This is a genomic window from Vibrio sp. 1874, from assembly GCF_033344395.1.
GTDB classification, from domain to species: Bacteria; Pseudomonadota; Gammaproteobacteria; order Enterobacterales; family Vibrionaceae; genus Vibrio; species Vibrio alginolyticus.
Genome location: NZ_JAWPOR010000004.1, coordinates 332,717 through 359,416, shown reverse-complemented (window position 1 = coordinate 359,416; position 26,700 = coordinate 332,717). Strand labels below are relative to the sequence as shown.

General features: G+C 44.2%; 18 protein-coding genes and 4 tRNA genes. 7 read left to right on the top strand and 15 right to left on the bottom strand.

The window, feature by feature from the left end; all coding sequences use genetic code 11:
- Window positions 1-4: 4 nt before the first annotated feature.
- From R8N46_RS11470 to gyrA, 3 genes are all read right to left on the bottom strand, one after another.
- Entirely contained in the window at window positions 5-559 is a 555-nt protein-coding gene (locus R8N46_RS11470; RefSeq protein WP_005376825.1) for a hypothetical protein, read from the bottom strand.
- Window positions 560-601: 42 nt separating this feature from the next.
- Window positions 602-1,225: a tetratricopeptide repeat protein gene (locus R8N46_RS11465; RefSeq protein WP_193838085.1), complete on the bottom strand. Its 624-nt coding sequence runs from the start codon at window positions 1,223-1,225 to the stop codon at window positions 602-604.
- A 123-nt stretch (window positions 1,226-1,348) separates the two neighbouring features.
- Window positions 1,349-4,060: a DNA topoisomerase (ATP-hydrolyzing) subunit A gene (gene gyrA, locus R8N46_RS11460; RefSeq protein ID WP_017636128.1), complete on the bottom strand. Its 2,712-nt coding sequence runs from the start codon at window positions 4,058-4,060 to the stop codon at window positions 1,349-1,351.
- 475 nt (window positions 4,061-4,535) lie between these two features.
- On the opposite strand from gyrA, the gene ubiG reads away from it, so the two are divergent.
- The 4 genes from ubiG (at window position 4,536) to yfaE (ending at window position 9,525) form a co-directional block, all read left to right on the top strand.
- Entirely contained in the window at window positions 4,536-5,243 is a 708-nt protein-coding gene (gene ubiG, locus R8N46_RS11455; RefSeq protein WP_005376820.1) for a bifunctional 2-polyprenyl-6-hydroxyphenol methylase/3-demethylubiquinol 3-O-methyltransferase UbiG, read from the top strand.
- A 501-nt stretch (window positions 5,244-5,744) separates the two neighbouring features.
- The gene (gene nrdA / locus R8N46_RS11450) at window positions 5,745-8,027 is read left to right on the top strand and encodes a class 1a ribonucleoside-diphosphate reductase subunit alpha (protein WP_005376819.1); all 2,283 of its coding nucleotides are present in this window, start codon (window positions 5,745-5,747) and stop codon (window positions 8,025-8,027) included.
- An 83-nt stretch (window positions 8,028-8,110) separates the two neighbouring features.
- Complete coding sequence (gene nrdB / locus R8N46_RS11445; protein ID WP_005376818.1) at window positions 8,111-9,244, top strand: class Ia ribonucleoside-diphosphate reductase subunit beta; 1,134 nt, start codon at window positions 8,111-8,113, stop codon at window positions 9,242-9,244.
- Window positions 9,244-9,525: a class I ribonucleotide reductase maintenance protein YfaE gene (yfaE, locus tag R8N46_RS11440; RefSeq protein WP_005376817.1), complete on the top strand. Its 282-nt coding sequence runs from the start codon at window positions 9,244-9,246 to the stop codon at window positions 9,523-9,525. Before nrdB ends, yfaE begins: the two co-directional genes overlap by 1 nt.
- Before the next feature lie 96 nt (window positions 9,526-9,621).
- On the opposite strand, the gene R8N46_RS11435 is transcribed toward yfaE, so the two are convergent.
- The gene (locus R8N46_RS11435; RefSeq protein WP_213972438.1) at window positions 9,622-10,854 is read right to left on the bottom strand and encodes a CinA family nicotinamide mononucleotide deamidase-related protein; all 1,233 of its coding nucleotides are present in this window, start codon (window positions 10,852-10,854) and stop codon (window positions 9,622-9,624) included.
- A gap of 191 nt (window positions 10,855-11,045) precedes the next feature.
- On the opposite strand from R8N46_RS11435, the gene R8N46_RS11430 reads away from it, so the two are divergent.
- Both R8N46_RS11430 and R8N46_RS11425 read left to right on the top strand, forming a co-directional pair.
- Window positions 11,046-11,948, top strand: coding sequence for a DUF3943 domain-containing protein (locus R8N46_RS11430; protein ID WP_005376815.1), 903 nt, complete (start codon window positions 11,046-11,048; stop codon window positions 11,946-11,948).
- 221 nt (window positions 11,949-12,169) lie between these two features.
- Window positions 12,170-12,682 (top strand): glycine cleavage system protein R, encoded by a 513-nt coding sequence (locus R8N46_RS11425; RefSeq protein ID WP_017636131.1) that lies wholly within the window; start codon window positions 12,170-12,172, stop codon window positions 12,680-12,682.
- Between the two features lie 77 nt (window positions 12,683-12,759).
- Here R8N46_RS11425 and nspC read toward each other — a convergent pair whose 3' ends face one another.
- The 10 genes from nspC to uvrY form a co-directional block, all read right to left on the bottom strand.
- Window positions 12,760-13,893, bottom strand: a complete 1,134-nt coding sequence (gene nspC / locus R8N46_RS11420; RefSeq protein ID WP_025767273.1) for a carboxynorspermidine decarboxylase — start codon at window positions 13,891-13,893, stop codon at window positions 12,760-12,762.
- A gap of 103 nt (window positions 13,894-13,996) precedes the next feature.
- Window positions 13,997-15,241, bottom strand: a complete 1,245-nt coding sequence (locus R8N46_RS11415; RefSeq protein ID WP_012841628.1) for a carboxynorspermidine synthase — start codon at window positions 15,239-15,241, stop codon at window positions 13,997-13,999.
- Window positions 15,242-15,259: 18 nt separating this feature from the next.
- Window positions 15,260-18,136 carry a pyridoxal phosphate-dependent class III aminotransferase gene (locus tag R8N46_RS11410; protein WP_115386157.1) on the bottom strand — a complete coding sequence of 959 codons (2,877 nt, stop codon included), beginning with the start codon at window positions 18,134-18,136 and terminating at the stop codon, window positions 15,260-15,262.
- 898 nt (window positions 18,137-19,034) lie between these two features.
- Window positions 19,035-19,110: transfer RNA gene (locus R8N46_RS11405), tRNA-Gly, on the bottom strand.
- 13 nt (window positions 19,111-19,123) lie between these two features.
- Window positions 19,124-19,210 (bottom strand) — tRNA-Leu (locus R8N46_RS11400).
- Between the two features lie 78 nt (window positions 19,211-19,288).
- Window positions 19,289-19,364: transfer RNA gene (locus R8N46_RS11395), tRNA-Gly, on the bottom strand.
- 36 nt (window positions 19,365-19,400) lie between these two features.
- Window positions 19,401-19,474 (bottom strand) — tRNA-Cys (locus R8N46_RS11390).
- A gap of 463 nt (window positions 19,475-19,937) precedes the next feature.
- The gene (gene pgsA / locus R8N46_RS11385; RefSeq protein ID WP_005394805.1) at window positions 19,938-20,495 is read right to left on the bottom strand and encodes a CDP-diacylglycerol--glycerol-3-phosphate 3-phosphatidyltransferase; all 558 of its coding nucleotides are present in this window, start codon (window positions 20,493-20,495) and stop codon (window positions 19,938-19,940) included.
- Window positions 20,496-20,541: 46 nt separating this feature from the next.
- The gene (gene uvrC, locus R8N46_RS11380) at window positions 20,542-22,374 is read right to left on the bottom strand and encodes an excinuclease ABC subunit UvrC (protein WP_115386158.1); all 1,833 of its coding nucleotides are present in this window, start codon (window positions 22,372-22,374) and stop codon (window positions 20,542-20,544) included.
- Between the two features lies 1 nt (window position 22,375).
- Window positions 22,376-23,020: a UvrY/SirA/GacA family response regulator transcription factor gene (uvrY, locus tag R8N46_RS11375; protein ID WP_005386783.1), complete on the bottom strand. Its 645-nt coding sequence runs from the start codon at window positions 23,018-23,020 to the stop codon at window positions 22,376-22,378.
- A 427-nt stretch (window positions 23,021-23,447) separates the two neighbouring features.
- Here uvrY and R8N46_RS11370 point away from each other — a divergent pair, with 427 nt between their 5' ends.
- Window positions 23,448-25,811 carry a DNA polymerase II gene (locus tag R8N46_RS11370; RefSeq protein ID WP_115386159.1) on the top strand — a complete coding sequence of 788 codons (2,364 nt, stop codon included), beginning with the start codon at window positions 23,448-23,450 and terminating at the stop codon, window positions 25,809-25,811.
- Here R8N46_RS11370 and R8N46_RS11365 read toward each other — a convergent pair.
- Window positions 25,808-26,575, bottom strand: coding sequence for a nucleotidyltransferase domain-containing protein (locus tag R8N46_RS11365; RefSeq protein ID WP_318098453.1), 768 nt, complete (start codon window positions 26,573-26,575; stop codon window positions 25,808-25,810). The two genes, R8N46_RS11370 and R8N46_RS11365, sit on opposite strands and share 4 nt — an antisense overlap.
- Between the last annotated feature and the right edge of the window lie 125 nt (window positions 26,576-26,700).

Sequence of the window (26,700 nt, the reverse complement as noted above, 5' to 3'; positions counted from 1 at the left end):
TGTACTAGCGACGAGGAAGCCTAGGTCTAGGTTGAATATTTGGACGTGCTTTAGGTATCTGCACATTTGGACGAGCAACTGGACGCTGGATCTTCGTTTCCGGTAATGCTTTTCTTTGTTGAACCTTTTCTTTCACCGCCTTGCCTTGTAAAGTCGCTGGTTCAATATGCTCCGGACGATTCTCCCATTGGGTTCGAATCTCTTGCTTTTGCTCGTCAGGCAGTGATTGCCAATGATCGTCAAGTTGGCGTTTCATGTTATCGATATTGGCGGACATATCGTCGTCTTTCCAATCTTCGACTTTGTCTTTGATGGATTGCTGTTGGTCTTCATCTAAACCATTCCACCACTCTTCCAGTTTCTCTTTGTATTCATCGTCGTTATCGCAACAGCCCGGATAGTAATAAATCCAGTAGTCGTCATGATCGTACCACCACGGGTCGTAGTAACCCGATGAATAATAAACCGTAGAGGAAGAGCCAGAATGATCGGAAGAGCTACAACCCGCCAGCACAGAGCCGCACAGCAAAACCAATATGCTTAGTGCTTTATTTTTCATTCGTTGCCCACCTTTCTCTCTATTGCTTGTTAAATTGTACGCTTACAATAGCTCTTTTGCTTTGTTAATAGAGTTAATGATTTGCACCCTATCTAAATTTGGATCATTAGAATCTAATAATATTACCCAGGCATCAATCGCTTCCTGAAATCGGAATGACAGAAAATGATCATTTGCGATCAAAGACAAAGCGGCTTCATTGTGCGGTTCTATCTGCAAAGCTTGCTCCAAAAGCAAGCTAACTTCTTGCGTCATTGATTGCTGGTGAATGTAGTACAAGGTCGTCGCTTTTGCGGCAAGTTGCGTGGCACTGACTGGCTCAGTCAGTTGGATCGCGTAATCAAAACAAATCAGCGCGCCATCAAATTCCCCCTCTAGCAGGTAGCCCTGCCCGAGTTGGAACCACAATTCAGCGTTGTTCGGATCTTCACGCAACTGGTCTTGAATCTCTTTCATGATGTCACGAGCAGTCATCATTCGTGACATTTCCGCTTGTATTGATTTAGGCGGAGTTTGATGCAGCAATAAGAAACTGGCACTCGTCACGACAAGTACTAACAGGCAAAAGCCAAACCATTGAGCAGGTTTAACTTTTGATGCACTCAGTGATAAGAGTACGATAAACAGCCCCATCAGAGTGATGGCAGCGAAAAACCAAACAGACATAACACGTCCTGTAAACAAAGATAACGTCAGTGTACGCATTTCTTACTTTAAATGCGTTGATACAGATACAAAAAAGCCGAGCAACTAAGGCTCGGCTTTTCATATCAGGATAACGATGTAAGATTACTCTTCGTTACCTTCCTCTGCATCATCAGCAGCTGGAGCGTCTTGCTGCGTATTTTCGTCTGTTGACTCTAACGCTTCTGCATCTTCATCAGCAGGCAGCTCTTCATCATCAACTTCTTCAATACGTTGCAAACCAACAACTGATTCATCTTCCGCAGTACGGATAAGCGTTACACCTTGTGTGTTACGACCAACTTGGCTAACTTCACCCACACGAGTACGTACTAACGTGCCAGCGTCGGTGATCATCATCATTTCATCACCTTCAACAACCTGGATAGCACCAACTACCGGGCCATTTCGCTCAGAAACTTTGATAGAAACTACACCTTGAGTGCCACGACCTTTTGTCGGGTACTCGCTAAGTGCTGTGCGTTTACCATAACCGTTTTCTGTAACCGTTAGGATGTCGCCTTCGTGCGAAGGAACAATAAGTGATACAACTTGGTCATTTTCAGCCAGTTTCATACCACGAACACCAGAGGCGGTACGACCCATAGGACGAACACCTTTAAACTTGATCTCTGGCTGACCATTCTCATCAAGAACTGGTTTACCATTTTCATCAAGTACTGGAATCTCTTCTGCTTCTTTAAAGCGAACCACTTTACCCGCTTTAGAGAACAGCATGATTTCATTTTCGCCGTTAGTGATATCCACACCGATTAACGAATCGTCTTCACGTAGGTTCACAGCGATTAGGCCGTTTGAACGTACGTTTGCAAACTGGTTCAACGGCGTTTTCTTAACCGTACCGTCACCTGTTGCCATGAAGATGAATTTGTCTTCAGAGAATTCATCAACACGTAGAATCGCGGTAATGCGCTCACCTTCTTCGAGTGGAAGGATGTTCACAATTGGCTTACCACGCGCAGTACGGCTCGCTAGAGGCAATTGGTAAACTTTCAGGCGGTATGTTTTACCACGAGTAGAGAAACACAAGATGTTATCGTGGGTATTCGCCACTAGAAGACGCTCGATATGGTCTTCATCTTTCATCTTAGTCGCACTCTTGCCTTTACCACCACGGCGCTGTGACTCGTAGTCGCTCAGTACTTGGTACTTAACGTAACCACCGTGAGATAGAGTAACCACAACGTCTTCACGTGCGATCAGCTCTTCCATGTCAATATCATGGCTCGCAGCTGTGATTTCTGTACGACGAGCGTCACCAAAGCCGTCACGAACCGCTTCAAGTTCTTCACGGATCACTTCCATCAAACGCTCAGTGCTCGCAAGGATATGCATGAGTTCAGCGATTTCTTCTAGAAGTGTTTTGTATTCGCCAAGAATCTTCTCGTGTTCTAGACCTGTTAGTTTATGTAAACGTAGATCTAGGATAGCTTGTGCTTGTTGCTCAGTCAGGAAGTACTGACCATCACGAATACCGTATTCAGGCTCTAGCCATTCAGGGCGCGCAGCATCTGTACCAGCACGCTCTAGCATTGCTGAAACGTTGCCTAAATCCCAACCACGAGCGATAAGACCCGCTTTTGCTTCAGCCGGTGTAGGTGCCTTACGGATAAGCTCAATAATTTCATCAATGTTAGCAAGCGCTAGAGCTAAACCTTCAAGGATATGAGCACGTTCACGCGCTTTACGCAGTTCGAAAATAGTACGGCGTGTCACAACTTCACGACGGTGATCAACAAAGCACTTCAACATATCTTTTAGGTTGAATAGCTGTGGCTGGCCATTGTTTAGGGCCACCATGTTGATACCGAAAGTGGTTTGCAGCTGAGTCTGAGCGTAAAGGTTGTTTAGAACTACTTCGCCCACAGCATCGCGCTTACACTCAATAACAATGCGCATACCGTCTTTATCTGACTCGTCGCGCAGTGCACTGATACCTTCTACTTTCTTATCTTTAACTAGCTCAGCGATCTTTTCGATCAAGCGAGCTTTGTTCACCTGGTAAGGAATTTCAGTGACGATAATGGTCTCTTTACCATTCTTCTCCACTTCGATGTCCGCTTTCGAACGCATGTAGATTTTGCCGCGACCTGTTTTGTACGCGTCTACAATGCCTTTACGACCGCTGATAAGCGCCGCCGTTGGGAAATCAGGACCAGGAATGTAATCCATTAGTTCATCAATAGTGATTTCTTCATTATTGATGTATGCAAGACAGCCATCAATCACTTCGCCAAGGTTATGAGGCGGGATGTTGGTTGCCATACCTACTGCGATACCAGAAGCACCGTTAACCAATAGGTTTGGAATTTTAGTTGGAAGAACCGCTGGGATCTGCTCAGTACCGTCGTAGTTTGGTACGTAGTCTACGGTTTCTTTGTCTAGGTCAGCCAATAGTTCATGGGCAATTTTTGCCATTCGAACTTCGGTGTAACGCATTGCCGCAGCAGAGTCGCCATCGATCGAGCCAAAGTTACCTTGACCATCGACCAGCATGTAACGAAGCGAGAACGGCTGAGCCATACGTACGATTGTGTCGTACACAGCACTATCACCGTGTGGGTGATATTTACCGATTACGTCGCCGACAACACGGGCTGATTTTTTATATGGTTTGTTCCAATCGTTGCCTAGTACGTTCATCGCGAATAAAACGCGGCGGTGTACTGGTTTTAGGCCATCACGCACATCTGGAAGAGCACGACCCACGATGACTGACATCGCATAGTCTAGGTATGAACCTCTAAGCTCATCTTCAATGTTTACGGGCGTGATCTCTTTAGCTAAATCGCTCATAGAGCCATTATCCCTCTATTATCTGATCGTAATTACGATACGTGTAAGGTGCAAAAATATAACACACAATTCATCACTTCGGCATCACTTTCCCTCTCCTTTTATCAGGTTGTGAGCTTGGTTATGAATCAAATGTCGAGAATTTGCACACTCATCCCATATCTTTCTGATTAGTGGTTATATTTCGGTCAATATTGAGCAAAATCGGACCCTTTACGCGGAAAAGCGAGGTAAATTCCTTTAACCACACAACGCGAAAATGCAGGTTTTAGAGTTATTGTCACTGGCACCAGTTCAAGGATGAAGCAAAAACAATAGTTAGCGCTTTACAAATTACAGGCACCTGTCTCGATTGCCGCGCCAGTGAACTCTGTCATTGTCCCTTAACTAAGCACATCGAGGTTGTTTGGGTGTAAAACGTTGGAGTATACTGGCGCCCTCTAAAGGACTCAGATTGAATGCAATAAAACCAATTATGACTAAAGCACAAAACGTCGACCCAAGTGAAATTAAGAAATTCGAGGACATGGCTTCTCGATGGTGGGATTTAGAAGGCGAGTTTAAGCCACTTCATCAAATTAACCCACTTCGTTTGAACTATGTACTTGAAAAAGCAAATGGCTTGTTTGGCAAGCGCGCACTTGATGTCGGCTGTGGTGGTGGCATTCTTGCTGAAAGCATGGCAAAAGAAGGCGCTATTGTGACGGGGCTTGATATGGGTAAAGAACCATTAGAAGTCGCGCGACTACATGCATTAGAAACAGGTACTCAACTGACCTACATTCAGAGCACAATAGAAGACCACGCTATAGAAAACGCAGGAACTTACGATGTCGTGACTTGTATGGAGATGCTTGAACACGTTCCAGATCCTCTCTCCGTTATCCGCTCTTGTGCTGCGCTAGTCAAACCCGGTGGTCACGTGTTTTTCTCAACTTTGAACCGAAACATTAAGTCGTACTTATTTGCTATTGTCGGTGCTGAGAAGCTTCTTAAGATTGTTCCTGAAGGCACTCATGAGCACGATAAGTTTATCAAGCCAGCCGAAATGATGAAGATGATAGACCAAACTGACTTGACGGAAATGGGCATTACTGGGCTTCATTACAACCCTCTAAATGACAGCTACAAACTCGGTCGTAATGTAGATGTAAACTACATCGTTCATACTAAAAAATACTGAACGCTATTAAGTTAAAAAATGAGTTTTGTGATTGACATTTTTTAAAGAAAATGAATCGGAAGCGGTAGCACAAAGTTGCCGCTTTTTTTGTCTTTTTATGGCTAAAATTCGTGCTCTAGATTCCATTTTGACCAAGCCATTTTTCGTAGATAAAAACGGCCAAAGATCAAGGAAAATATTTTTGCATGCGGTTATTTCTAAACCGATCTCGAAACCGTACTTTTAACCATTCAAGTCTGCCCTTTTCTCATCGGTTAGTGTTCACTTACTGATTTTTTTCATTTTGTCAGTTATCCACAAGTCATCCCCGAACTGTACCTTGATAAATCAGTGTAATAGCACTATCTTGTAACCCGCAAACAAATGAACCCCTATATGTTGTGTTTAAGCGACAATATATAGATAGACTTTGATCACAAAGCCGCCGCAAGCTTTACTCATATTGCACATAAACAAACAAAAATACGGCTTTTATCAGTTTTCTTAGGGAAATAAAGCAGAATGAACCAACAACTTACCGTCACCAAGCGTGATGGCCGTAAAGAAAGTATCGATCTGGATAAAATCCACCGCGTTATCACTTGGGCTGCAGAAGGTCTAGATAATGTTTCGGTTTCTCAAGTAGAACTTCGCGCTCACATCCAGTTTTACGACGGCATCACAACGACAGATATTCACGAGACAATCATCAAGTCTGCGGCAGACCTGATCTCTGAAGAGACTCCGGATTACCAATACCTAGCTGCTCGCCTAGCGGTATTCCATCTGCGTAAAAAAGCGTATGGCCAATACGAGCCACCAACGCTTTATGATCACGTGTCTCGCCTCGTCGATATGGGTAAGTACGATCAACATATTCTAGAAGACTACACAAAAGCAGAACTCGACGAACTTGATGCGTACCTCGACCATAAACGCGACCTAAACTTCTCATACGCGGCAGTTAAGCAGCTAGAGGGTAAGTACTTCGTACAGAACCGTGTTACGGGCCAAATTTACGAAAGTGCTCAGTTCTTATACATCCTTGTAGCAGCGTGCTTATTTGCGAAATATCCAAAAGCGACACGTCTTGATTACATCAAACGTTTCTACGATGCGACATCGACATTTAAGATTTCTCTACCTACGCCAATTATGTCTGGCGTGCGTACCCCTACTCGCCAGTTCAGCTCATGTGTTCTGATCGAGTGTGGAGACAGTCTTGATTCTATTAACGCAACAGCAAGCTCAATTGTTCGTTATGTATCTCAGCGCGCTGGTATTGGTATCAACGCAGGTCGTATCCGTGCATTAGGCTCAGAGATTCGCGGTGGTGAAGCATTCCACACTGGTTGTATTCCGTTCTACAAGTACTTCCAAACAGCAGTAAAATGTTGTTCACAAGGTGGTGTACGTGGTGGCGCAGCTACTGTGTTCTACCCAATGTGGCACGGTGAAGCACGCTCACTAATGGTACTTAAGAACAACCGTGGTGTTGAAGAAAACCGTGTTCGTCACATGGACTACGGTGTTCAGTTAAACAAACTGATGTACCAACGTTTAGTTGAAGGCGGCAATATTACGCTATTCTCACCATCTGATGTACCTGGTCTGTACGACGCATTCTTCGAAAACCAAGAAGAGTTTGAGCGTCTATACGTGAAGTACGAGAACGATCCTTCAATCAAGAAAGAAACGGTTAAAGCGATTGAAATGTTCACTCTGCTAATGCAAGAGCGTGCATCAACGGGTCGTATCTACATCCAGAACGTGGACCATTGTAATACTCACAGCCCATTTGATTCTGAAGTCGCTCCAGTTCGTCAGTCGAACCTATGTTTAGAAATCGCACTGCCAACGAAACCATTAACTAACGTTGAAGATGACTCAGGCGAGATCGCACTGTGTACGCTTTCTGCATTCAACTTAGGTGCTATCAAGTCTCTAGATGATTTCGAAGAGCTATCCGATCTTGTTGTTCGTGCGTTAGATGCACTGCTTGATTACCAAGATTACCCTCTACCAGCGGCATACAAATCGACTATGAACCGTCGTACGCTAGGTGTTGGTGTGATTAACTTTGCTTACTACTTAGCGAAGAATGGCGTGAAATACTCTGACGGTAGCGCGAACGGCCTAACTCACCGTACGTTCGAAGCAATGCAGTACTACCTATTGAAAGCATCTGTAGCACTGGCGAAAGAACAAGGTAAGTGTCCTTCATTCGACGAGACGAACTACGCGAAAGGCTTACTGCCGATTGATACGTATAAGAAAGATATCGACCTAATTTGTGACGAAGCGCTGCACTACGACTGGGACAGCCTACGTAAAGAAATTATGGAGCACGGCCTACGTAACTCAACACTGACTGCACTAATGCCTTCTGAGACTTCTTCTCAGATTTCAAACGCAACTAACGGTATTGAGCCACCACGTGGTTACGTTTCAGTAAAAGCTTCGAAAGACGGTATCCTGAAGCAAGTTGTACCAGAGTTCACAGAACTTAAAGACAGCTATGAACTGCTTTGGAATATCGGTTCGAACGACGGTTATCTGCACCTTGTGGGTATTATGCAGAAGTTTGTTGACCAAGCTATCTCTGCTAATACTAACTACGACCCGTCACGTTACGAGACTGGCAAGGTTCCAATGAAGAAACTACTTCAAGACCTGCTAACAGCGTATAAGTTTGGTGTGAAAACGCTTTACTACCACAACACTCGTGATGGCGCGAAAGATGAACAGAAAGACGCTGTTCAACCACAAGATGACGATTGTGCTGGCGGCGGTTGTAAGATTTAATCTTCCCGTACCTAGCGAACCCGTAAAGACAGACTATCGATAACCTCCCCCTTACGGGGAGGTTTAAAAGGAATTGAGGCATTATGGCTTACAGTACTTTTAACCAAAAAAAGAATGACCAATTGAAGGAACCAATGTTCCTAGGTCAATCAGTAAACGTTGCACGTTACGACCAACAAAAGTTTGAGATTTTCGAAAAACTTATCGAGAAACAACTTTCTTTCTTCTGGCGTCCAGAAGAAGTAGACGTATCTAGCGACCGTATCGATTACAACAAACTGCCAGATCACGAGAAGCACATCTTCATCTCTAACTTGAAGTACCAAACGCTTCTTGACTCTATCCAAGGCCGCAGCCCTAACGTGGCACTGCTGCCGCTTGTGTCTCTACCAGAACTAGAGACTTGGATTGAGACTTGGTCTTTCTCTGAAACGATTCACTCTCGTTCTTACACACACATTATTCGTAACATCGTGAACGACCCTGCTGTAGTGTTTGATGATATCGTTGAGAACGAGCACATTCTGAAGCGTGCAAAAGACATCGCGCACTACTACGACGATTTGATTCAAGCGACGAATGATTACCATCGCTACGGTGAAGGTGAGCATGTCCTTAACGGTGAAACGGTTAAGGTTAGTCTGTACGATCTTAAGAAGAAGCTGTACATCTGTTTGATGTCTGTTAACGCATTAGAAGCTATTCGTTTTTACGTCAGTTTCGCATGTTCTTTCGCTTTCGCAGAACGCGAACTAATGGAAGGTAACGCGAAAATCATCAAGCTGATCGCTCGTGACGAAGCACTTCACTTAAATGGCACGCAGCACATGATCAACCTGCTACGTAACGGTCAAGATGACTTCACTTTCATGCAAATCGCAGAAGAGGCAAAACAGGACTGTTTTGACCTATTCAAAGAAGCGGCTGAGCAAGAAAAAGAGTGGGCAGAGTATCTATTCAAAGATGGCTCTATGATCGGTCTAAACAAAGACATCCTAAGCCAATACGTTGAATACATCACAAATATTCGTATGCAAGCGGTAGGTCTACCAGCAGCGTATCCAGAAGCAACAACTAACCCAATTCCATGGATTAACGCTTGGTTGTCTTCAGATAACGTTCAAGTTGCGCCTCAAGAAGCAGAAATCTCTTCTTACCTTGTGGGTCAAATTGACAATGAAGTTCGCGCAGATGACTTCGAAGGATTCGAGCTGTAATGGCAACACTCAAAATCAACAAACTGATCAGCATTGAATCCAACCCTTCCAATACGATTTTGGAAACAATGGAGCAAGCTGGCCTATTACCAGAATACAACTGCCGTGATGGGCACTGCGGCGCCTGTCGCTGCAAATTGGAGTCTGGTGAAGTGGAGTATGTTGGTTTTGCCATGGCTTACACACAAAGTGATGAAATATTACCTTGTATCTGTAAAGCAAAATCAGATTTGTCACTTAGCGGCGTTAACTACGCGATGAAAGAAAAGCAGCGCGCATAACGTTGACTCGACGGTATAAAATGCAAAAGCCAAGGTAATCACGTTGGCTTTTTTGTCTCTGTGTTTTGTCTCTCAGACTACTGTATAGAGCTTTGGTTATAAAGCACTGCTCGGGAGGTGCATCTCTTTAACTTTCTCTAAAAATGCATAATGCGCAAACATCGGTTTACGTTCTAGGTAGCGACGCAACAAGTCTAATGCTGCCGTGCTGATCACTTTAACTTGATCACTGCGCTGATACTTTTTCGAGAGTTTATATAACGCTCCCCACTCGCCTGACGGTGTCGATAAAGCGACGGAAAAAACACCCTCTTCAATATGGCCAGTAACGAGTGATAAATCCGTCCCACACTTCTCTCGCGTAGCACCAGCCAGAGCAAACGTTTCCGCTAATGGATCTCCGCTGTTGGCCATCGCTTGAGTCAGGCTCGGTAGTATCCAACCATGCCCTAGTTGCTTTTCAGCGTTTTCATCACCGTTTAGCCAGTACGTTAAGTATCCTCCGCTACTTTTTTCGGAGGTCGACACTGTTAGTCCTTTATCGACCAACAACTGGCCGACATTTTCAACCATAGGTAAGTCAATACTAACGGTATTACTCTCAAGGTGTTTATTAATTATCTGTACTAGTTTCAAACGCTGTTCAAGCTGATCTGAAGGACCAAAAAGTTTCACTTCAATAAAAGGCAAGTAAGAGCGATACCCTAGCTCATAGCCTTGAGGAAGTTTTAGCTGATCTAGCTTATCTGAAATACCGGATTCAGACAGACCAAACGTGTAGATTCGGCTACAACATGAACCTTGCACATCTGGAAACACTCTTCTCAGATCGGGAAGAATTTGCGTCTCTGCCATGAGCTTAAATTCACTTGGTACCCCCGGTGTGAAATAAAAAATGGCATCATTAATCAGCATTTTGAAACCGCAAGCAGTGCCTATCGGGTTGTCCAATATCTCTGCTGTTTCTGGCAGCATCGCTTGCTTTAAATTACTGTCCGGCATAGGGATGCCACGTCGAGCATACAAACTTTCTAGATGCTGCAACCACTCTTTGAATAGCACCAGTTTACAATCGGCGGCTCTCGCGGCGGCGGCAGCACTCATGTCATCCGTTGTAGGGCCTAAACCACCATTAACAATAACCACATCGTTGTTAAAACTGAGCATTAAAAACTCTTCAACCAAACTCGATAGGCTATCGCCAACCGTTGAGCGCTTTGTTAAGCCAAATCCATGTTGATAAAACAGGCTAGACAACCATGCCGCATTAGTATCAACAATATCACCGTGGAGGACTTCCTCACCAGTACTAAGCAATGCTATTTTCACAACTGACTCCTGAACGTAAGCACAATCCTATTTTCGTTATAGCGCTTATTTTTCTTTTTATTTGGACAAATCTCGCCGAGGTTTGTTGGGACTAAATAAGGGTCAAGTGTTTAAATGATTGATGTTTTGAGGGATAATTACGAGCCCGAACATACACCATTAACTCGGAGACCTTTGTGTCAAAATCATCCATGTTCAAGACGACTCTAACAGGCCTTTGCTTGGCTTCGTCAGCGCTTGCGCACGCAAGTCACTATGACCTAAGCCGTCATACAGAGTTTTCTTACACACCTGATTGTTTGTCAGGTTACTGCGAAACGACGACTCTGTACACCTTCGAGGCTCAAAATCGCGGTGTTATGTATGAACAGAATAATGATGATTCGCTAAACCTTGACGCAGGGCTTCAGCCTAAACATCTCATCATCCCTCAAGATAAAGACTGGGATTATCTGATGGGTCAAACCTACACCATTCTAGGTCTCAGTATCGCGACCGTAGGCATGATGACTTTTCTTCCAGAAAGTATCACCAAATGGGACGAAGAAGACCGAGACATGAGTAAGTTGGGGCAAAAGTGGAAAGATAATGTCTCTGACGGCCCCGTTTGGGATCGCGATGAACATGTCCTCAACTACATCATGCACCCATATTTTGGCGGCGTTTACTACACGGCAGCACGTCACGCTGGCTATAATGAATTTCAGTCGTTTTTGTACTCCGCAACTATGTCGACGTTCTTTTGGGAGTATGGCGTGGAGGCGTTCGCAGAAGTACCATCTTGGCAGGATATTTTTATCACACCATTCTTTGGTGCTGTTGTTGGTGAAATGATGTTAACGGCTGAGCAAGACATTATTGCCAACGGCGGCGAAGTTATGGGCTCTGAAACCGCAGGTGATGTTTCGCTCTTCTTCTTAAACCCTGTTGGACATATTCATTATTGGGTAACTGATGCATGGGGCGGTAGTGCAGAACTACAATTCAATTCATCACCTTGGTTTGGAAATCAAGATGTTGCAAAATTCGCCATGGACGCAGGCGCAAACTATGACAGTCAATTTTATGGTGTCGAGTTAAAAGTAACGTTCTAATCCTAAGTTGATACTCGGTAAAAAGCAGCCTTACGATGGCTGCTTTTTTGTGCTCTGAACATTATTTTAATTATTTCCATCACGAATTAGTGTTAAAAATTGACTTTCATCAAACATTACCTGCCCTTAGCACCTACACTAAATAAAAGGATTTATTCCAATAACTTAAGTAGCACGTTTATTCGTACTGCGTCCAAACCTTGATTCCAGGAGGGGACATTATGAACACCGTATTTATTGTTAATTTTGTCGGACAAGCGTCACCCGCCACGATTAAAGAGCTCGCTGCAATCACACACGAAAACGGCGGGAAATGGCTGATCAGCAAAGTAAACTTTATCGAAGACCAAGTTGCAGGTGTCATCAAAGTAGAGCTTCCAAGAGAAAATGTCGACATCGTTAAACAAGCGTTCTCTTCTTGTCAGACTCTTGTTGTTAGGTTCGTCGACTCTGAGCCTCACTCATATCGTGAAGACACTATCTTCCAACTTCGTTTAGATGCCAACGATAGAGCGGGTATTGTGAATGAAATTACTCACGTTCTCGATAATCAAGGTATCTCAATTTTAGATATGGATTGTCAGCGTGTATTCATTGCTGGAGGCGGAGGGGTAAGCTCTAGCTTATTCAGCGCTAAAATGGCGATAAAACTACCTAGCGAGCTAGAAATTGAAGACATAGCCAATGAGTTAGAATCTCTGAGTGAAGACACTCGTGTAATTGTAGAAAGCTAACTGCATACCTTTAACGCTTCCCCAATAAAAAGAGCAGCAATTCAGCTGCTCTTTGTCGTTCTAATACTCAATACGTTTTATTTCACTGACCACTGAGACAGTGAACGTTTGAAATCAGAGTAGTCAAATTCATTCAGTTTTTGAATGTCACCATTCGAGCGTTCACAGTAGACCGACGGCATACGTAGACCGTTAAACCAGTTCAGTTTCACCATGGTGTAACCGGCACTATCTAGAATATGCAGACGCTGTCCTATCTCTAGAGGCTGTTCGAAGTTCGCCACGCAGAACTGGTCACCAGCCAAACAAGAGCACGAGCCGATCACATACTCATGTTCACCATTTTCAGATGCTTCAAGAATTGACGCTGGCTCATTGTAGATCAACGTATCTAAGCGGTGAGCTTCTGTGGCTGAATCGACAATCGCCGTCTTCTTTACGTTCTCTACAATATCAACCACTGTTACAACGAGATCAGTTGTCTTAGTAATTATCGCTTCACCCGGCTCTAAATACATTTGTACGCCGTGTTTCTCTGAGAACGCTTTAAGTGCTAACCCTAACTTCTCGATATCGTACCCCGGCCATGTGAAGAACACGCCGCCGCCCATGCTTACCCAGTCCAGCTTATCTAGGTACTCGCCAAACTGATCTGAAATAGCATCGAGTAAGCCGATAAACGCATCCACGTCTTTGTTCTCACAGTTCATGTGGAACATTACGCCATCAATACCATCAAAAATTTCCGGTTTGATGTGATCAGCTTGAACACCAAGACGAGAGAATTGACGCGCTGGGTTTGCTAAGTCTTGCCCTGCATAGCTCACACCTGGGTTTAGGCGCAAGCCAATCGATGCTTTACCTTCGACAATATGACGATAAGCCGCTAGCTGTGACTGAGAGTTAAAGATCATCTTGTCACAGATGTCCGCCACATCGCGAACGTCATCTTCGCTGTAACCCACACTGTATGCGTGTGTCTCACCGCCGAACGTTTCGTAGCCAAGCTTCACTTCAAACGGGCCAGAACTTGTTGTTCCGTCTAGGTAAGGCTTGATGATGTCGAATACACCCCATGTTGAGAAGCACTTCAGTGCTAATACAAGCTTCACACCAGAGATATCTTTTAGCTGTTTTGCTTTCTCTAGGTTCTCAATCAGCTTGTCTTCATTGATCATGAAGTATGGCGTTTTTAGTTCGTTTTGTTGCATTTTGATACCTTACGTCCCTTCGCCTTAGCAAAGGCCCTATAAAATCGAACAAAGCCGACGCAAGTGCATCGGCTTAAACGTACAAATAAGAGTCGCTAAATTCTTACTTCAATTTATGGATAACAGGTTGTCCTGGCTCCAGTTCTTGAACATGCCAATCTAGACCAATAGATGGCATGGTTTCTAGGAATGGGTCTGGATCTAGTTGTTCCATGTTGAACACGCCTTTGTCTGCCCACTTGCCACGGAAGAACTGCAAAGCCGCAGTGATCGCTGGTACGCCAGTGGTGTATGAGATAGCTTGGTGTTCAACATCTTCGTATGCGACTTCGTGATCAGCGTTGTTGTAAATAAATACACTGCGCTCTTTACCATCTTTCTTACCTTGAACCCAAGTACCGATACACGTTAGGCCAGTGTAGCCTGGTGCGAGTGATGTTGGATCTGGTAGTAGTGCTTTTAGCACGTGCAAAGGTTGAACAACCGTACCGTCGTGAAGCGTTAGTGGATCTGGGCTGAGTAGACCGATGTCGCGCATCACATTGAAGTAGTTTAGGTAACGGTCACCAAAGCCCATCCAGAATTCGATGCGTTTCGCCGGGATGAACTCTTGCATAGATCGAACTTCGTCGTGCGCCATTGAGTACACTTTGTGTGAACCACAATTCGGGAATTCAAACTCAAGCATACGTGAGTGACAAGGTACTTGTTTCCACTCGCCGTTTTCCCAGTAGAACGAATCGCCTTGAATCTCAAGCATGTTCGTTTCTGGATCAAAGTTAGTTGCGAACTTCTTACCGTGGTCGCCTGCGTTTACATCCATTACGTCGATAGTATCGATTTCATCGAACAGATGCTTCACTGCGTATGCGGCAAACACCGATACTACGCCCGGATCGAAACCAGCACCAAGAATACCTGTAATGCCGGCTTCTTCAAACTTCTCACGGTAACCCCACTGCCAATCGTAAGCTTGAGGTACTTGTTGGCCTTCAGAGCACAAATCAACCGCAACAGATGTATCAAGGTATGACACTTTAGCTTGGTAACATGCTTCCATAATAGACATGTTCACCCAAGGAGGACCTGCGTTGATCACTAAGTCAGGTTGTACTTCTTTAATTAAAGCAACTAAAGAATCTACGTCGTCCGCGTTTACCGCTCGCGCTTCTAATTTCTTAGTTGAATCTTTCAGATTGTTTTTCTTCTGAATCGATTCGATGATTTTCTCACACTTACCTACGGTACGTGATGCGATTGTGATATCACCCAGAACGTCGTTGTTTTGTGCTGCTTTATGTGCAACTACCCAGCCAACGCCGCCTGCACCAATCTGTAGAATTGCCATAGTTTTCCGTTACCTTTGTTAAACTAGCTCTGCCGCTAGCGTATTGATTTTTGAGAGCAAAGATTCAAAGTCCGCCGTCGTCAGACACGGGTTCAAAATCGTAAATTTCAATGCAGTTTTATCGTCGACAATGGTTTCACCCAATACCGCGATACCGCGTGTTAACGCTTCTAAGCGCAACGTTTTGTTCAGTTCATCAAGATCCGCTGATTCATGTGTCGCGCGGAACAGAACCGTAGATAGTGATGGTTCAGCCAACAACTCAAAGTGTTTGTTATCTCGAATCATGTCCGCCACTTCAAGCGTCTGTTCAAGCAAATGATCATACATATCGCCTAGGGCTTTTGGCCCTACGCTTTGCATCGTCATAAACACTTTGAGCGCATCAAAGCGCTTAGTTGTCGCAATAGACTTATCCACCAAGTTCGGTAGTTCGTCGTGTTCGCGGTTCAAATAGTCTGCATGGTGAAGCAGGAATTTAAAGTTAGACTTGTCATTTACCAATAGCGCACCACAACTGATGGTTTGGTAAAACAGCTTATGGAAGTCTACGCTGATGGAATGTGCACGCTCACAACCTTTCAGACGCGCTTTTTGGCTACTTAGAATCAGAGCTCCACCGTATGCACCGTCGACGTGCATCCACATGTCATGTTTCGCTGCGATATCGGCGATAAAGTCTAAGTCATCAATAGCACCGTGGTCCGTTGTACCCGCTGTACCAACAATGGCAAATGGGATCAAACCTTCTGCTTTGGCCTGATTGAGAACTTCGTCTAATTTAGTGACATCCATCGTTCCATCGGCATTAGCATCGACGGTCATGACCGCTTTTTCACCCAATCCCATCCAAGACGCTGATTTTTGAACCGTGAAGTGGGATTTTTTCGAACATACAATACGTAGCTTGTCTGCGTATTCAGGAAGGCCAAGCTTTTGAATTGAGTGTGCACTGAGTTTGTCAGCAATCCAATCTCGCGCAAGCATCAAACCCATTTGGTTACTTTGCGTGCCGCCGCTCGTGAAGATACCGTCCGCTTTTGCACCTAACTCGTATTTATCGCATAGCCAGTTCACAACTTTCTGTTCAACATAAGTCGCTGATGAAGCTTGATCCCATGAGTCCATCGACTGGTTCAAAGCCGCAATCATTGCCTCTGCCGCAATCGCTGGCATCAACGGTGGAGTATGTAGGTGAGCAATACAATCTGGATGTTGAGTAAAAATTGCGTTTTTCGCGACCAGCTCAGCAGCATCGTCGATAACGGATTTAAGAGGCGCATTTCCATTATCAAGATCAACGTCGTGAATCGCTGCTTCCAATGCTTTTGGATCCATACCTGAATACGGTGCAGTCACTTGTTCAAACACTGACTTCATTGCCGTAGTAGTGTGATTCATCACCGAAGCAAATTCATTGCTGCCCATCTCTCCAGTGTGGATGAAATGCTTCTTCCATTCATCTTGTGGCTGAGTTTCGATGTGACTACCGCCAGCCGCTAAAATCGCGTCTTCAAATACACGTAAAGCAAAGTCGATTTGTTCAAACGAGATGATAAGAGGAGGAAGGAAACGAATTACTGCGCCTTCGCGTCCACCTTTCTCAACGATCAAGCCACGCTCGAGTGCTGCGCGTTGAATAGAAAGTGTGAGTTCACTATCCGCTTGAGGTTCACCAAATTTATTGAGCTCACCGTTTGGATTTTTAATCTCCACGCCTAGCATCAAACCTTTGCCACGAACCTCTGCGATACAGTTCACACGCTTTTGAATACTTTCAAGGCCGTAGCGCAGGTACTGACCCGCAATATTGGCATGCTCAACAAGATTATCACGCTGGATAATTTCTAATGCTTTCGCACCAGAGACCATAGCTAGCTGGTTACCACGAAATGTACCTGTGTGCTCGCCCGGCTTCCATGTATCATGTTGCTTGTTGATAACCAATAGCGACATTGGTAAGCCACCACCAATTGCTTTTGATAAACACAGAATATCTGGAACAATGCCCGACTCTTCGAACGCGAAATTGTAGCCAGTTTTACCAACACCACACTGGATCTCATCGAAGATCAGTAAGATACCGTGTTCATCACAAATACGACGTAACTCTCGTAGCCAGAATGCTGGCGCAGGAACAACACCACCCTCACCTTGCACTGGCTCCACGATAATCGCGGCAGGCTTCATAATGCCTGACTCATCATCGTTTAAAAGACGATCGATATAGCGAATACTTGCTTTCGCACCTTCATCACCGCCAAGCCCAAAAGGACAACGCAGGTTGTATGGGAAAGGCATAAAGTGCACATCCGACATCAAACCAGTTCGACGCGCTTTCGTGCCTAAGTTACCCATCATCCCCATCGTACCATTAGTCATACCATGGTATGCGCCACGGAAGGCAAACATGGTATTACGACCTGTCGTTTGTTTCGCGAGCTTGATAGCAGCTTCAACCGCATCAGCTCCAGACGGGCCACAAAATTGGATAACGCTGTTCTCGCTTAACTCTTGAGGAAGAAAAGATTTAACAGATTGAATAAACGTCGTTTTTGCTGATGTTGCAATATCTAGCGTCTGATATGGCAGTCCTGAATCTAATTGCTCTTTCAGCGCTTGGTTTATTTCAGGATGGTTATACCCCAAAGCTAGAGTGCCTGCCCCCGCAAGGCAGTCTAGAAAGATCTGTCCACGCGTATCTTCAACCAAGCACCCAAAGGCTTTTTTAATTGCGATCGGCAAACGACGTGGATAAGAACGTACTTCAGATTCATGCTCAGCCTGATCAATCAATACTTGATCTGGCGTTAAGTCATACGTTCCCTCAACGATAGGAACCTGAGACGAAAAAATGTTTGCGATATTGCTATCGACTTCAAAGGCAGTGCTCATACTACATAATCCCTTGAATTATAATAATTCTGTATCCTGTATTAATAATCATTAGAATGAAATTACAGGAGGTGTGAATACCCCTCCGCATTTGTCAGTGCATAAATGACAAATACAGATCATCCGCCACGATACTCGCGGCTTTATATGTAAAAGGGATTAATCAAGGTTCTGTAATGCACCCGTTTTGTAAAACAGGACATTTCGGCAGTATGAAGCTGATTAGTGTGTGTTTATTCAAAGGTTTCAATGTTGGGTTTCCCATTAATATGCCGCGTTTACAGCATTAGTATCCCGTCTATCGACAAAAGGCTTTGCCGATACCTACCCTACGCAGTGTCACAATCAGCTTGAATGGTCACTACGCGTATCCCCCAGAGATCAAACGTTGTTAATTACGCTCCGAGATTGCGCGCGAATTTATCACAAAATAAAATCTTCTGGCAACGATTTTTCATATTAGTAACAGTGATGTAAATCACAACAAAACATACCCCATCGTAACTCGCATGTTCATATTCATGAGCTATGCTTTTCTGCTTCTCTCAAACAGCTGTTATTTAAACAAATATTCTTGAGATATCATCACCTCATCCAACAGAGGTTTAAGGTTGTGCTGCTTAATCGTAAAACATTCCTTTCTATATCCGGAACATTTAAAAACATAGCATTCTCGTCACAGCTTTGCCTGAAGTAAGAGTGGTTATTCACCACAAGTGATGGTTTAAACATAGACTAGTAGGAATAGCTAAGATGTTTTGCAATGGCAGAATGAACAATCACTTGAGTCAATGAGACAAAGGGTTCGCTACTTAACGAAGTCTGTGACAGAAAAGAAGTTTGAGATTTTCAAAAAAATACGAAAAAGGCCTAACATTTTCATGTTAGGCCTTAAATCTGGAGCGACACACGAGGTTCGAACTCGTGACCTCAACCTTGGCAAGGTTGCGCTCTACCAACTGAGCTAGTGTCGCATTTAATATGAGATGGTGCCCCGGGCCGGACTTGAACCGGCACAACGCGAACGTCGAGGGATTTTAAATCCCTTGTGTCTACCAATTCCACCACCAGGGCACACAAATATTCTTTGTGATGCCTTTACAGAAAAGTAAAACACCATCTGATACCGCTAAATGCCATATCAATAAAATTTGGAGCGACACACGAGGTTCGAACTCGTGACCTCAACCTTGGCAAGGTTGCGCTCTACCAACTGAGCTAGTGTCGCATTTTTCTCGAAAGCCATTCGCTCTCAAAAGAATAATGGAGGCGCCTCCCGGAGTCGAACCGAGGTCCACGGATTTGCAATCCGCTGCATAGCCACTCTGCCAAGGCGCCTCATTTGTGAATAAAGCTAAGCTTTTTCACCACCCTTTCGAGCCGTGCTCTCTTGGGTACGGGATGCATTCTACGGATTCGAGCGATCGAGTCAACACTATTTTTATTTTTTTAAATCGTTTGACTAGAATTTGTGCGAAAGACGATGGATTGCTTAGTTTTAATACTAAAAATCGCTTAAATACACTTGTTTATCATAAAACTTTGGCTACGCCTTACACTGCTGGCCGTGCGTTGCGTGCATTGAAGTATTAATAATCAGAAGACTCGCCTCTCTAAGACTCTCCAAGGACAAAAACAAGACTTAGATCACAAATAGAACTCTATCGAAGCAAAAGCCCCAGATACAAATTGCAAACATGGCCGTTAGCAAGCATTGAAAAGCGAGAGAAGCCAAAAAATGCTGTAGATTGTCTTAGATACAAAAAAGCAGGCTATTAAGCCTGCTTTCTAACATCAGAATTTAATGGTGCTCTTCATTCAACAGATCGTCTTTCGCAGCAGCCAAATATTGAATCATTGACCAATATGTCAAGAAAGTTGCCACATACAAGGCCGCAAAGCCTAGCCAAACCATCCATTCATCGTAACGCCATATCAACACCCATAAGGCGAACATTTGCGAAACAGTTTTTACTTTGCCAACCCAAGATACCGCAACACTTGCTCGCTTACCGATTTCAGCCATCCATTCTCGCAATGCTGAGATAATGATTTCTCGCGCAATCATCGTTACCGCAGGAATGGTCACCCAAATTGAATGATAATGTTCCGTGATTAGAATCAATGCCGTTGCCACTAGCACTTTATCAGCGACAGGATCAATAAACGCGCCAAAACGAGAAGTTTGGCCAAGTTTACGGGCCAACATGCCGTCAAGCCAGTCAGTAAAACCCGCTACCCAAAACACCATTGCTGCTGCAAACGGTGCCCATGAATAAGGTAGATAAAAGACAACCACAAAAACAGGGATTAGGAACAGTCTAAGAAGAGACAGAATGTTCGGGATATTCAAACGCATTTTATTATTCTCTTACACATTGCGGCTTAATGTTGCGCGATTTTCCTTATTGTTTCAATGCTTGGAAAATAATTTCTGCTAAAGAGTGACTTATTCCCGGTACTTTGGCGATTTCTTCGACACTTGCACGTTTAAGTTCTTGTAACCCACCCATGTGCTTGAGTAACGCCTGACGTCGTTTAGGGCCGATTCCCTCAATCCCTTCGAGTGCACTCGTACGTCTGGTTTTACCTCGCTTAGCACGGTGCCCCGCTATAGCATGGTTATGGCTTTCATCACGAATATGTTGAATAAGATGCAGCGCAGGAGCATCGCTTGGTAAATGAAACTCGTCCCCATCGACTGTAATCAGCGTTTCTAAACCTGGTTTGCGAGTAACGCCTTTTGCAATACCAATCATGATAGGACGCTTTGGCCAATCCCCCCAGTACTGCGAAATGATGTCATGCGCACGATTTAACTGACCTTTACCGCCATCGATAAAGATGATGTCGGGAATTTTCTCTACGTTTAATTGCTTCGAATAACGGCGCTCCAACGCTTGTCCCATTGCTGCGTAATCATCACCACCGGTAATCCCAGTAATGTTGTAGCGACGATACTCTTGCTTTACGGGGCCTTCGTTGTTGAACACAACACATGACGCAATCGTGCTTTCCCCCATCGTATGGGAGATATCAAAACATTCCATTCGAGCTATAGACTCCAACTTCAATGTTTCGCGAAGCGCATGAAAACGCTGATTAATCGTCATCTTGTGATTGATTTTGGTGGTAATCGCCGTTAGTGCATTCGTGTTCGAAAGCTTGAGATACCTTGCTCGAGAGCCAGTTGGCGAGGTATGGAAATGAACCTTACGACCTGCAACTTCACTTAACGCTTTCTGTATTGGCGCGATATCTTCTGCCAACTCTTGATTCAAAATAATACGAGAAGGAATCGTGCGTGCTTCGTTATGGCTCAAATAGTATTGAGTCAGAAAACTATCGAACACTTCCTGCTGGCTTGTATTTTGTGGGATTTTCGGAAAATGGCTACGGCTACCAAGCACTTTGCCTTGGCGTATCATCAGGATATGGATACACGCGATACCATTCTCCTGAGCAAACCCGAGTACATCCATATCATCCATGCTGTCTTCTGAGACGTACTGCTGCTCTTGAACACGTCTAATCGCTTGAATTTGATCGCGGAATTTAGCGGCATCTTCAAAGCGCAATTGCTGACTGGCAACTTCCATTTTCTCGATCAGTTGTTTGAGTACTTGCTGGTCTTTGCCTTGCAAAAACATGCGCACAAAGCCAACCAACTCTGCGTATTCTTCATCAGAAATGATGGTATCAACGCATGGCCCTGCACAACGGCCAATTTGGTACATCAAGCATGGGCGCGTTCGGTTGGAATAGACAGTGTCTTCACACTGGCGCACAGGAAATATCTTTTGCAGCAAATGCAATGTTTCTCTTACTGCACCAGAATCTGGGTAGGGGCCAAAATATTCACCTTTGCGCTTCTTGGCGCCACGGTGGATAGAAAGCCGTGGGTGCTTATGACCGCTAATAAAGATATAAGGGTAAGACTTATCATCTCGCAGCAACACATTGTATTTCGGTAAATACTGCTTGATGTAGTTATGCTCTAAGATCAACGCTTCTGTCTCAGTGTGAGTCACCGTGACGTCTATTTTGGCGATATTACTGACAAGCGCGCGAGTTTTCTCACTGTCTACTTTTTTTCGAAAGTAGCTTGAAAGGCGCTTTTTAAGGTCTTTGGCTTTACCTACGTAGATTACAACAGCTTCGGCGTTGTACATTCTGTAAACGCCGGGCTGATGAGTTACTGTCTTGAGAAAGGAAGCCGAATCGAAAGGAGGATTCACGCTAAAGGGTCTCGGTGTCCAGCATTCCGTGGCGAATCGCTAAGTGAGTTAACTCAACGTCACCATTAATGTCCAATTTACTAAAGAGTCGGTAGCGATAGCTGTTGACTGTCTTTGGACTTAAATTAAGTTGCTCAGAAATATCCGTTACCTTTTGGCCTTTGGTGATCATAAGCATGATCTGCAATTCACGTTCGGATAAGTCTTTAAAAGGGTTCTCAGAGGCTGGAGAAAATTGACTCAATGCCATCTGCTGCGCAATCTCTGGTGAGATGTAACGCTGACCACTATTAACTACACGAATCGCATTCACCATTTCGTCAGGGCCAGCACCTTTGGTTAAATAACCAGACGCACCTGCCTGCATCACCTTGGTTGGAAACGGGTTTTCTGTATGAACGGTAAGTACGATGATTTTCACATCAGGATTCACGCGAAGAATTTTTTTAGTGGCTTCCAAGCCACCAATTCCTGGCATGTTCATGTCCATTAAAACGACGTCAGCATGATTACTGCGACACCATTTTACTGCATCTTCACCGCTGTCAGCTTCTCCTGCTACGTTCATTCCACGGACGTCTTCAATAATACGTCGTATCCCTGTGCGAACCAGCTCGTGATCATCTACAAGGAAAACATTTATCAAACTTGTATCTCCACACTTTGTATTGGTTCTGCACCCACATAACCATTATTTGTTAAATGTGGATATCAGTATGACTGCCTATATACTAACGTAATCGACAAAAAATTGCTTTCTATGAATATGTGCTGAAACGCAAACTTTAGCAAGAACTTATTCATAAACCACTCTATTATTTTAGAGCGTGATGAGCAGAACCGAAATCTAAGAAAAGACAATTAACAACATTAAGTACAATAAATCAAGTAACTAGGTTTCATATTGCCCAGAGAAACACGCTATAACTTAAAATGACACTGTCCCTCTTGCACCAAAGACTAACTTTTAATCACTAATTCCAGCAAAAATTTGAGACGCTTTCTTTACTGGTTATTTTTACAGTTCTTAGTGTTAAACTAACGTTCTTCAAGTTTTCTAAGGTTTCTCACATTTGAATATTCAACAAGGCTTCCTGCTAACTCGACAGGCACGAGACATCAAAGGTCAAACTCAAATCGAGCTGTGGCTTTCGACAGAAGCAGGTCCTACTCAGTTACTTATTAATGGTGAGAAGCCAGTATTTTTCATCGCTCAGAAACACTCAGAACAAGCAAAGACACTCGCACGAGAAAAAAACATATTCGTCGACATCCGCCTTTTGGATCTCAAAACGTTTGAACATACGCCTCTTGCTGCCTGCTATACCAATGTAACCAGAGACGCTCTCGCACTCAAAGACACATTCGCTCAAAAAGATATCACTACGTATGAAAGTGATATTCGCCTCGCCGATCGCTACCTAATGGAGCGTTTTATCAAAGGCAGTATCGAGTTTACAGGCAATGTGACTCGCACCAATGGCTACCAACGCGTCCAGAACGCAAAATGCCGTACGGGGCAATATGAGCCGAAGTTAAACGTTGTCTCGTTAGATCTAGAATGCTCTGAGAAAGGCATTCTTTACTCCATCGGATTAGACAGCGTCATGGATTCCCGCGTTATCATGATCGGAGAACCAGAACCTTCGGATACACCGATACAATGGGTCCAGGATGAAAAGGCGCTTCTAGAAGCACTCATCGATTGGTTTAAACAATTCGACCCCGATGTCATTGTCGGTTGGAACGTCATTGATTTTGACTTTCGCCTGCTACACAAACGAGCAGAATGGCACAACATGAAGCTAATGCTTGGCAGAGCAGACCAAGCCAGCTTTTTCAGAAGTTCATCTCAAAGCCAACAAGGGTTTATTTCCATTCCCGGGCGAGTTGTAATGGACGGTATCGATACGTTAAAAACGGCGACTTATCACTTTCGGTCTTGGTCATTAGAGTCTGTATCTCAAGAACTCTTGGGGGAAGGGAAAGAAATCCACAACGTTCATGACCGTATGGATGAAATCAATCGTATGTACCGCTCCGACAAACCATCGCTGGCTAAATATAACTTACAAGACTGCGTGTTGGTGAACAAGATTTTCAATCACACTCACCTGCTTGACTTTGCAATAGAGCGCTCTCGTCTCACTGGTGTCGAACTGGATCGTGTCGGCGGTTCGGTTGCAGCATTCACAAACCTATACATGCCTCAGATACACCGAGCAGGCTACGTTGCCCCAAACCTACACCCTGAAAATTGGATTGCGAGCCCCGGCGGTTACGTGATGGACTCCATCCCTAACCTATATGATTCTGTTTTAGTATTGGATTTTAAGAGTCTATATCCATCGATTATTCGCTCTTTCTTGATTGATCCTATGGGTTTAGTTGAGGGGTTATTGCTCGATATTGGAAAAGAAGAAAATCAGGCTGTACCTGGCTTTCGCGGTGGGCAGTTCCATCGTACGAAACACTTTTTACCAGAAATGATTGAAAAGCTTTGGGCAGCACGTGATGTTGCAAAGAAGAACAATGAAAAAGCTTTTTCTCAGGCAATCAAAATCATCATGAACTCATTTTATGGCGTACTGGGCTCATCGGGATGTCGTTTCTTTGATACTCGGTTAGCTTCTAGTATTACCATGCGCGGACATGAAATCATGAAGCAAACTAAGGTGCTGATTGAGGAGCAAGGATATCAAGTGATTTACGGCGATACGGATTCCACATTCGTGTCTTTGAATCGACCATACAGTCAAGTAGAAGCTGACACTGTTGGAAATCAATTAGTTGATTACATCAACTCTTGGTGGCAAGAACACCTGCGTTCTGAGTACAACCTAACATCTATGTTGGAAATCGAGTATGAAACCCATTATCGCAGATTCCTTATGCCAACGATTCGTGGCGCAGAAACTGGATCGAAAAAGCGCTATGCGGGTTTAATCGGTGAAGGAGAGCAAGAACGGATTGTATTTAAAGGGTTAGAAAGTGCCCGTACTGACTGGACCTCGTTAGCACAGAAATTTCAAAATACACTCTATAGCATGATTTTCCATGGTGAAGATCCAAGCGACTATGTCCGAGAGATGGTTGAGAAAACTAACAACGGTGAATTTGATGAACAGTTAGTGTATCAAAAGCGACTGCGCAGAAAACTGCATGAGTATCAGAAGAACGTCCCGCCACAAGTGCGTGCAGCTCGTTTAGCCGATGAGATAAATGCCAAGCTTGGCCGCCCATTACAGTATCAAAACAAAGGACGAATTGAATACATTATTACCGTGAACGGTCCTGAACCTTATGAGTACCTCAATAGTCCGATTGATTATCAACATTACATTGATAAACAACTCAAACCCGTTGCAGATGCGATTCTCCCTTTCATTGGGACGGACTTTGACAGGCTTTCAGCGCCACAAATGGGGTTGTTTTAGCCGATACGAAACTCTGTTTTCTGGTACTGTTTGACTAACCAATCACCAAACGCATCAATTAGCCCGATAACAGAACGCTTGGGAATCCCCCGGCCAGAAAGTAACATTTCTAGCCGCTCGATCTCAAGCTGCTTTTCAGGATGATAAGTTAAGAATACCTTGCCACACTCTACGGGGTCATCAAACCAACGTTTATCTCGATACATCACCAAAGAGTATGACGCTCTTAGTAACTTTTTAGCAATCACGCGCTGGGCGGCCACCTGCTCTTCTATCGTCTTCGCTTGTACGATTTTTTTGCGATACACCGTAATCCAATCTTCCACATCCATATTCCAGTGCTTAGCAATTTCCCAACTTGGGACGTAATCACCAAAACAGTCTGCTAGATCATCACCATAAACACAGACACAGCAATGCTTAAGCATAAAACCCCAAGTGAAAATACTGTCTAAATTAGCTACTTCGCTCACTAAGGCTGTACGGACCGATACACCATTCACGTGAGGGTAACTCTGCTGCGCACGCCACTTAATTGTGTTGAGCAAAGTCGCGCGATTGTGCTCAAAGGATGATTGAGTAACGACAACCAGGTCTAAGTTCGACCTCCCAACGATCGCTGTTTTACGAGCAACACTACCGTATACATAAACGCTGTGTAAGTTTTGCCCCAGTCCACCTTTGAGACAAGCGATGACTTCCCTAATTAAAGGCGCAAACTCTGGTTGAAATGGTTGTTTAGGATCGATAACAGGCAGAGACATGACTTAAAACGTGTTCTCAGATGGTTCAAGAAGTTGGACTATATGTTCTCTTAGCCGACTCACTGAATCAAGTCCATTCAGGTGTTTAGTCATGGGAGTAACAACAAATTTCTGCAATGAATTTT

Excerpts from the sequence above, each read along its gene's own strand:
- nrdB (WP_005376818.1), top strand. The coding sequence starts at position 8,111 with ATGGCTTACAGTACTTTTAACCAAAAAAAGAATGACCAATTGAAGGAA.
- yfaE (WP_005376817.1), top strand. The coding sequence starts at position 9,244 with ATGGCAACACTCAAAATCAACAAACTGATCAGCATTGAATCCAACCCT.
- R8N46_RS11465 (WP_193838085.1), bottom strand. The coding sequence starts at position 1,225 with ATGTCTGTTTGGTTTTTCGCTGCCATCACTCTGATGGGGCTGTTTATC.
- nspC (WP_025767273.1), bottom strand. The coding sequence starts at position 13,893 with ATGCAACAAAACGAACTAAAAACGCCATACTTCATGATCAATGAAGAC.
- R8N46_RS11415 (WP_012841628.1), bottom strand. The coding sequence starts at position 15,241 with ATGGCAATTCTACAGATTGGTGCAGGCGGCGTTGGCTGGGTAGTTGCA.
- ubiG (WP_005376820.1), top strand. The coding sequence starts at position 4,536 with ATGACTAAAGCACAAAACGTCGACCCAAGTGAAATTAAGAAATTCGAG.
- R8N46_RS11430 (WP_005376815.1), top strand. The coding sequence starts at position 11,046 with ATGTTCAAGACGACTCTAACAGGCCTTTGCTTGGCTTCGTCAGCGCTT.
- R8N46_RS11425 (WP_017636131.1), top strand. The coding sequence starts at position 12,170 with ATGAACACCGTATTTATTGTTAATTTTGTCGGACAAGCGTCACCCGCC.
- R8N46_RS11365 (WP_318098453.1), bottom strand. The coding sequence starts at position 26,575 with ATGTCTCTGCCTGTTATCGATCCTAAACAACCATTTCAACCAGAGTTT.
- nrdA (WP_005376819.1), top strand. The coding sequence starts at position 5,745 with ATGAACCAACAACTTACCGTCACCAAGCGTGATGGCCGTAAAGAAAGT.
- gyrA (WP_017636128.1), bottom strand. The coding sequence starts at position 4,060 with ATGAGCGATTTAGCTAAAGAGATCACGCCCGTAAACATTGAAGATGAG.
- R8N46_RS11470 (WP_005376825.1), bottom strand. The coding sequence starts at position 559 with ATGAAAAATAAAGCACTAAGCATATTGGTTTTGCTGTGCGGCTCTGTG.
- pgsA (WP_005394805.1), bottom strand. The coding sequence starts at position 20,495 with ATGCGTTTGAATATCCCGAACATTCTGTCTCTTCTTAGACTGTTCCTA.
- R8N46_RS11410 (WP_115386157.1), bottom strand. The coding sequence starts at position 18,136 with ATGAGCACTGCCTTTGAAGTCGATAGCAATATCGCAAACATTTTTTCG.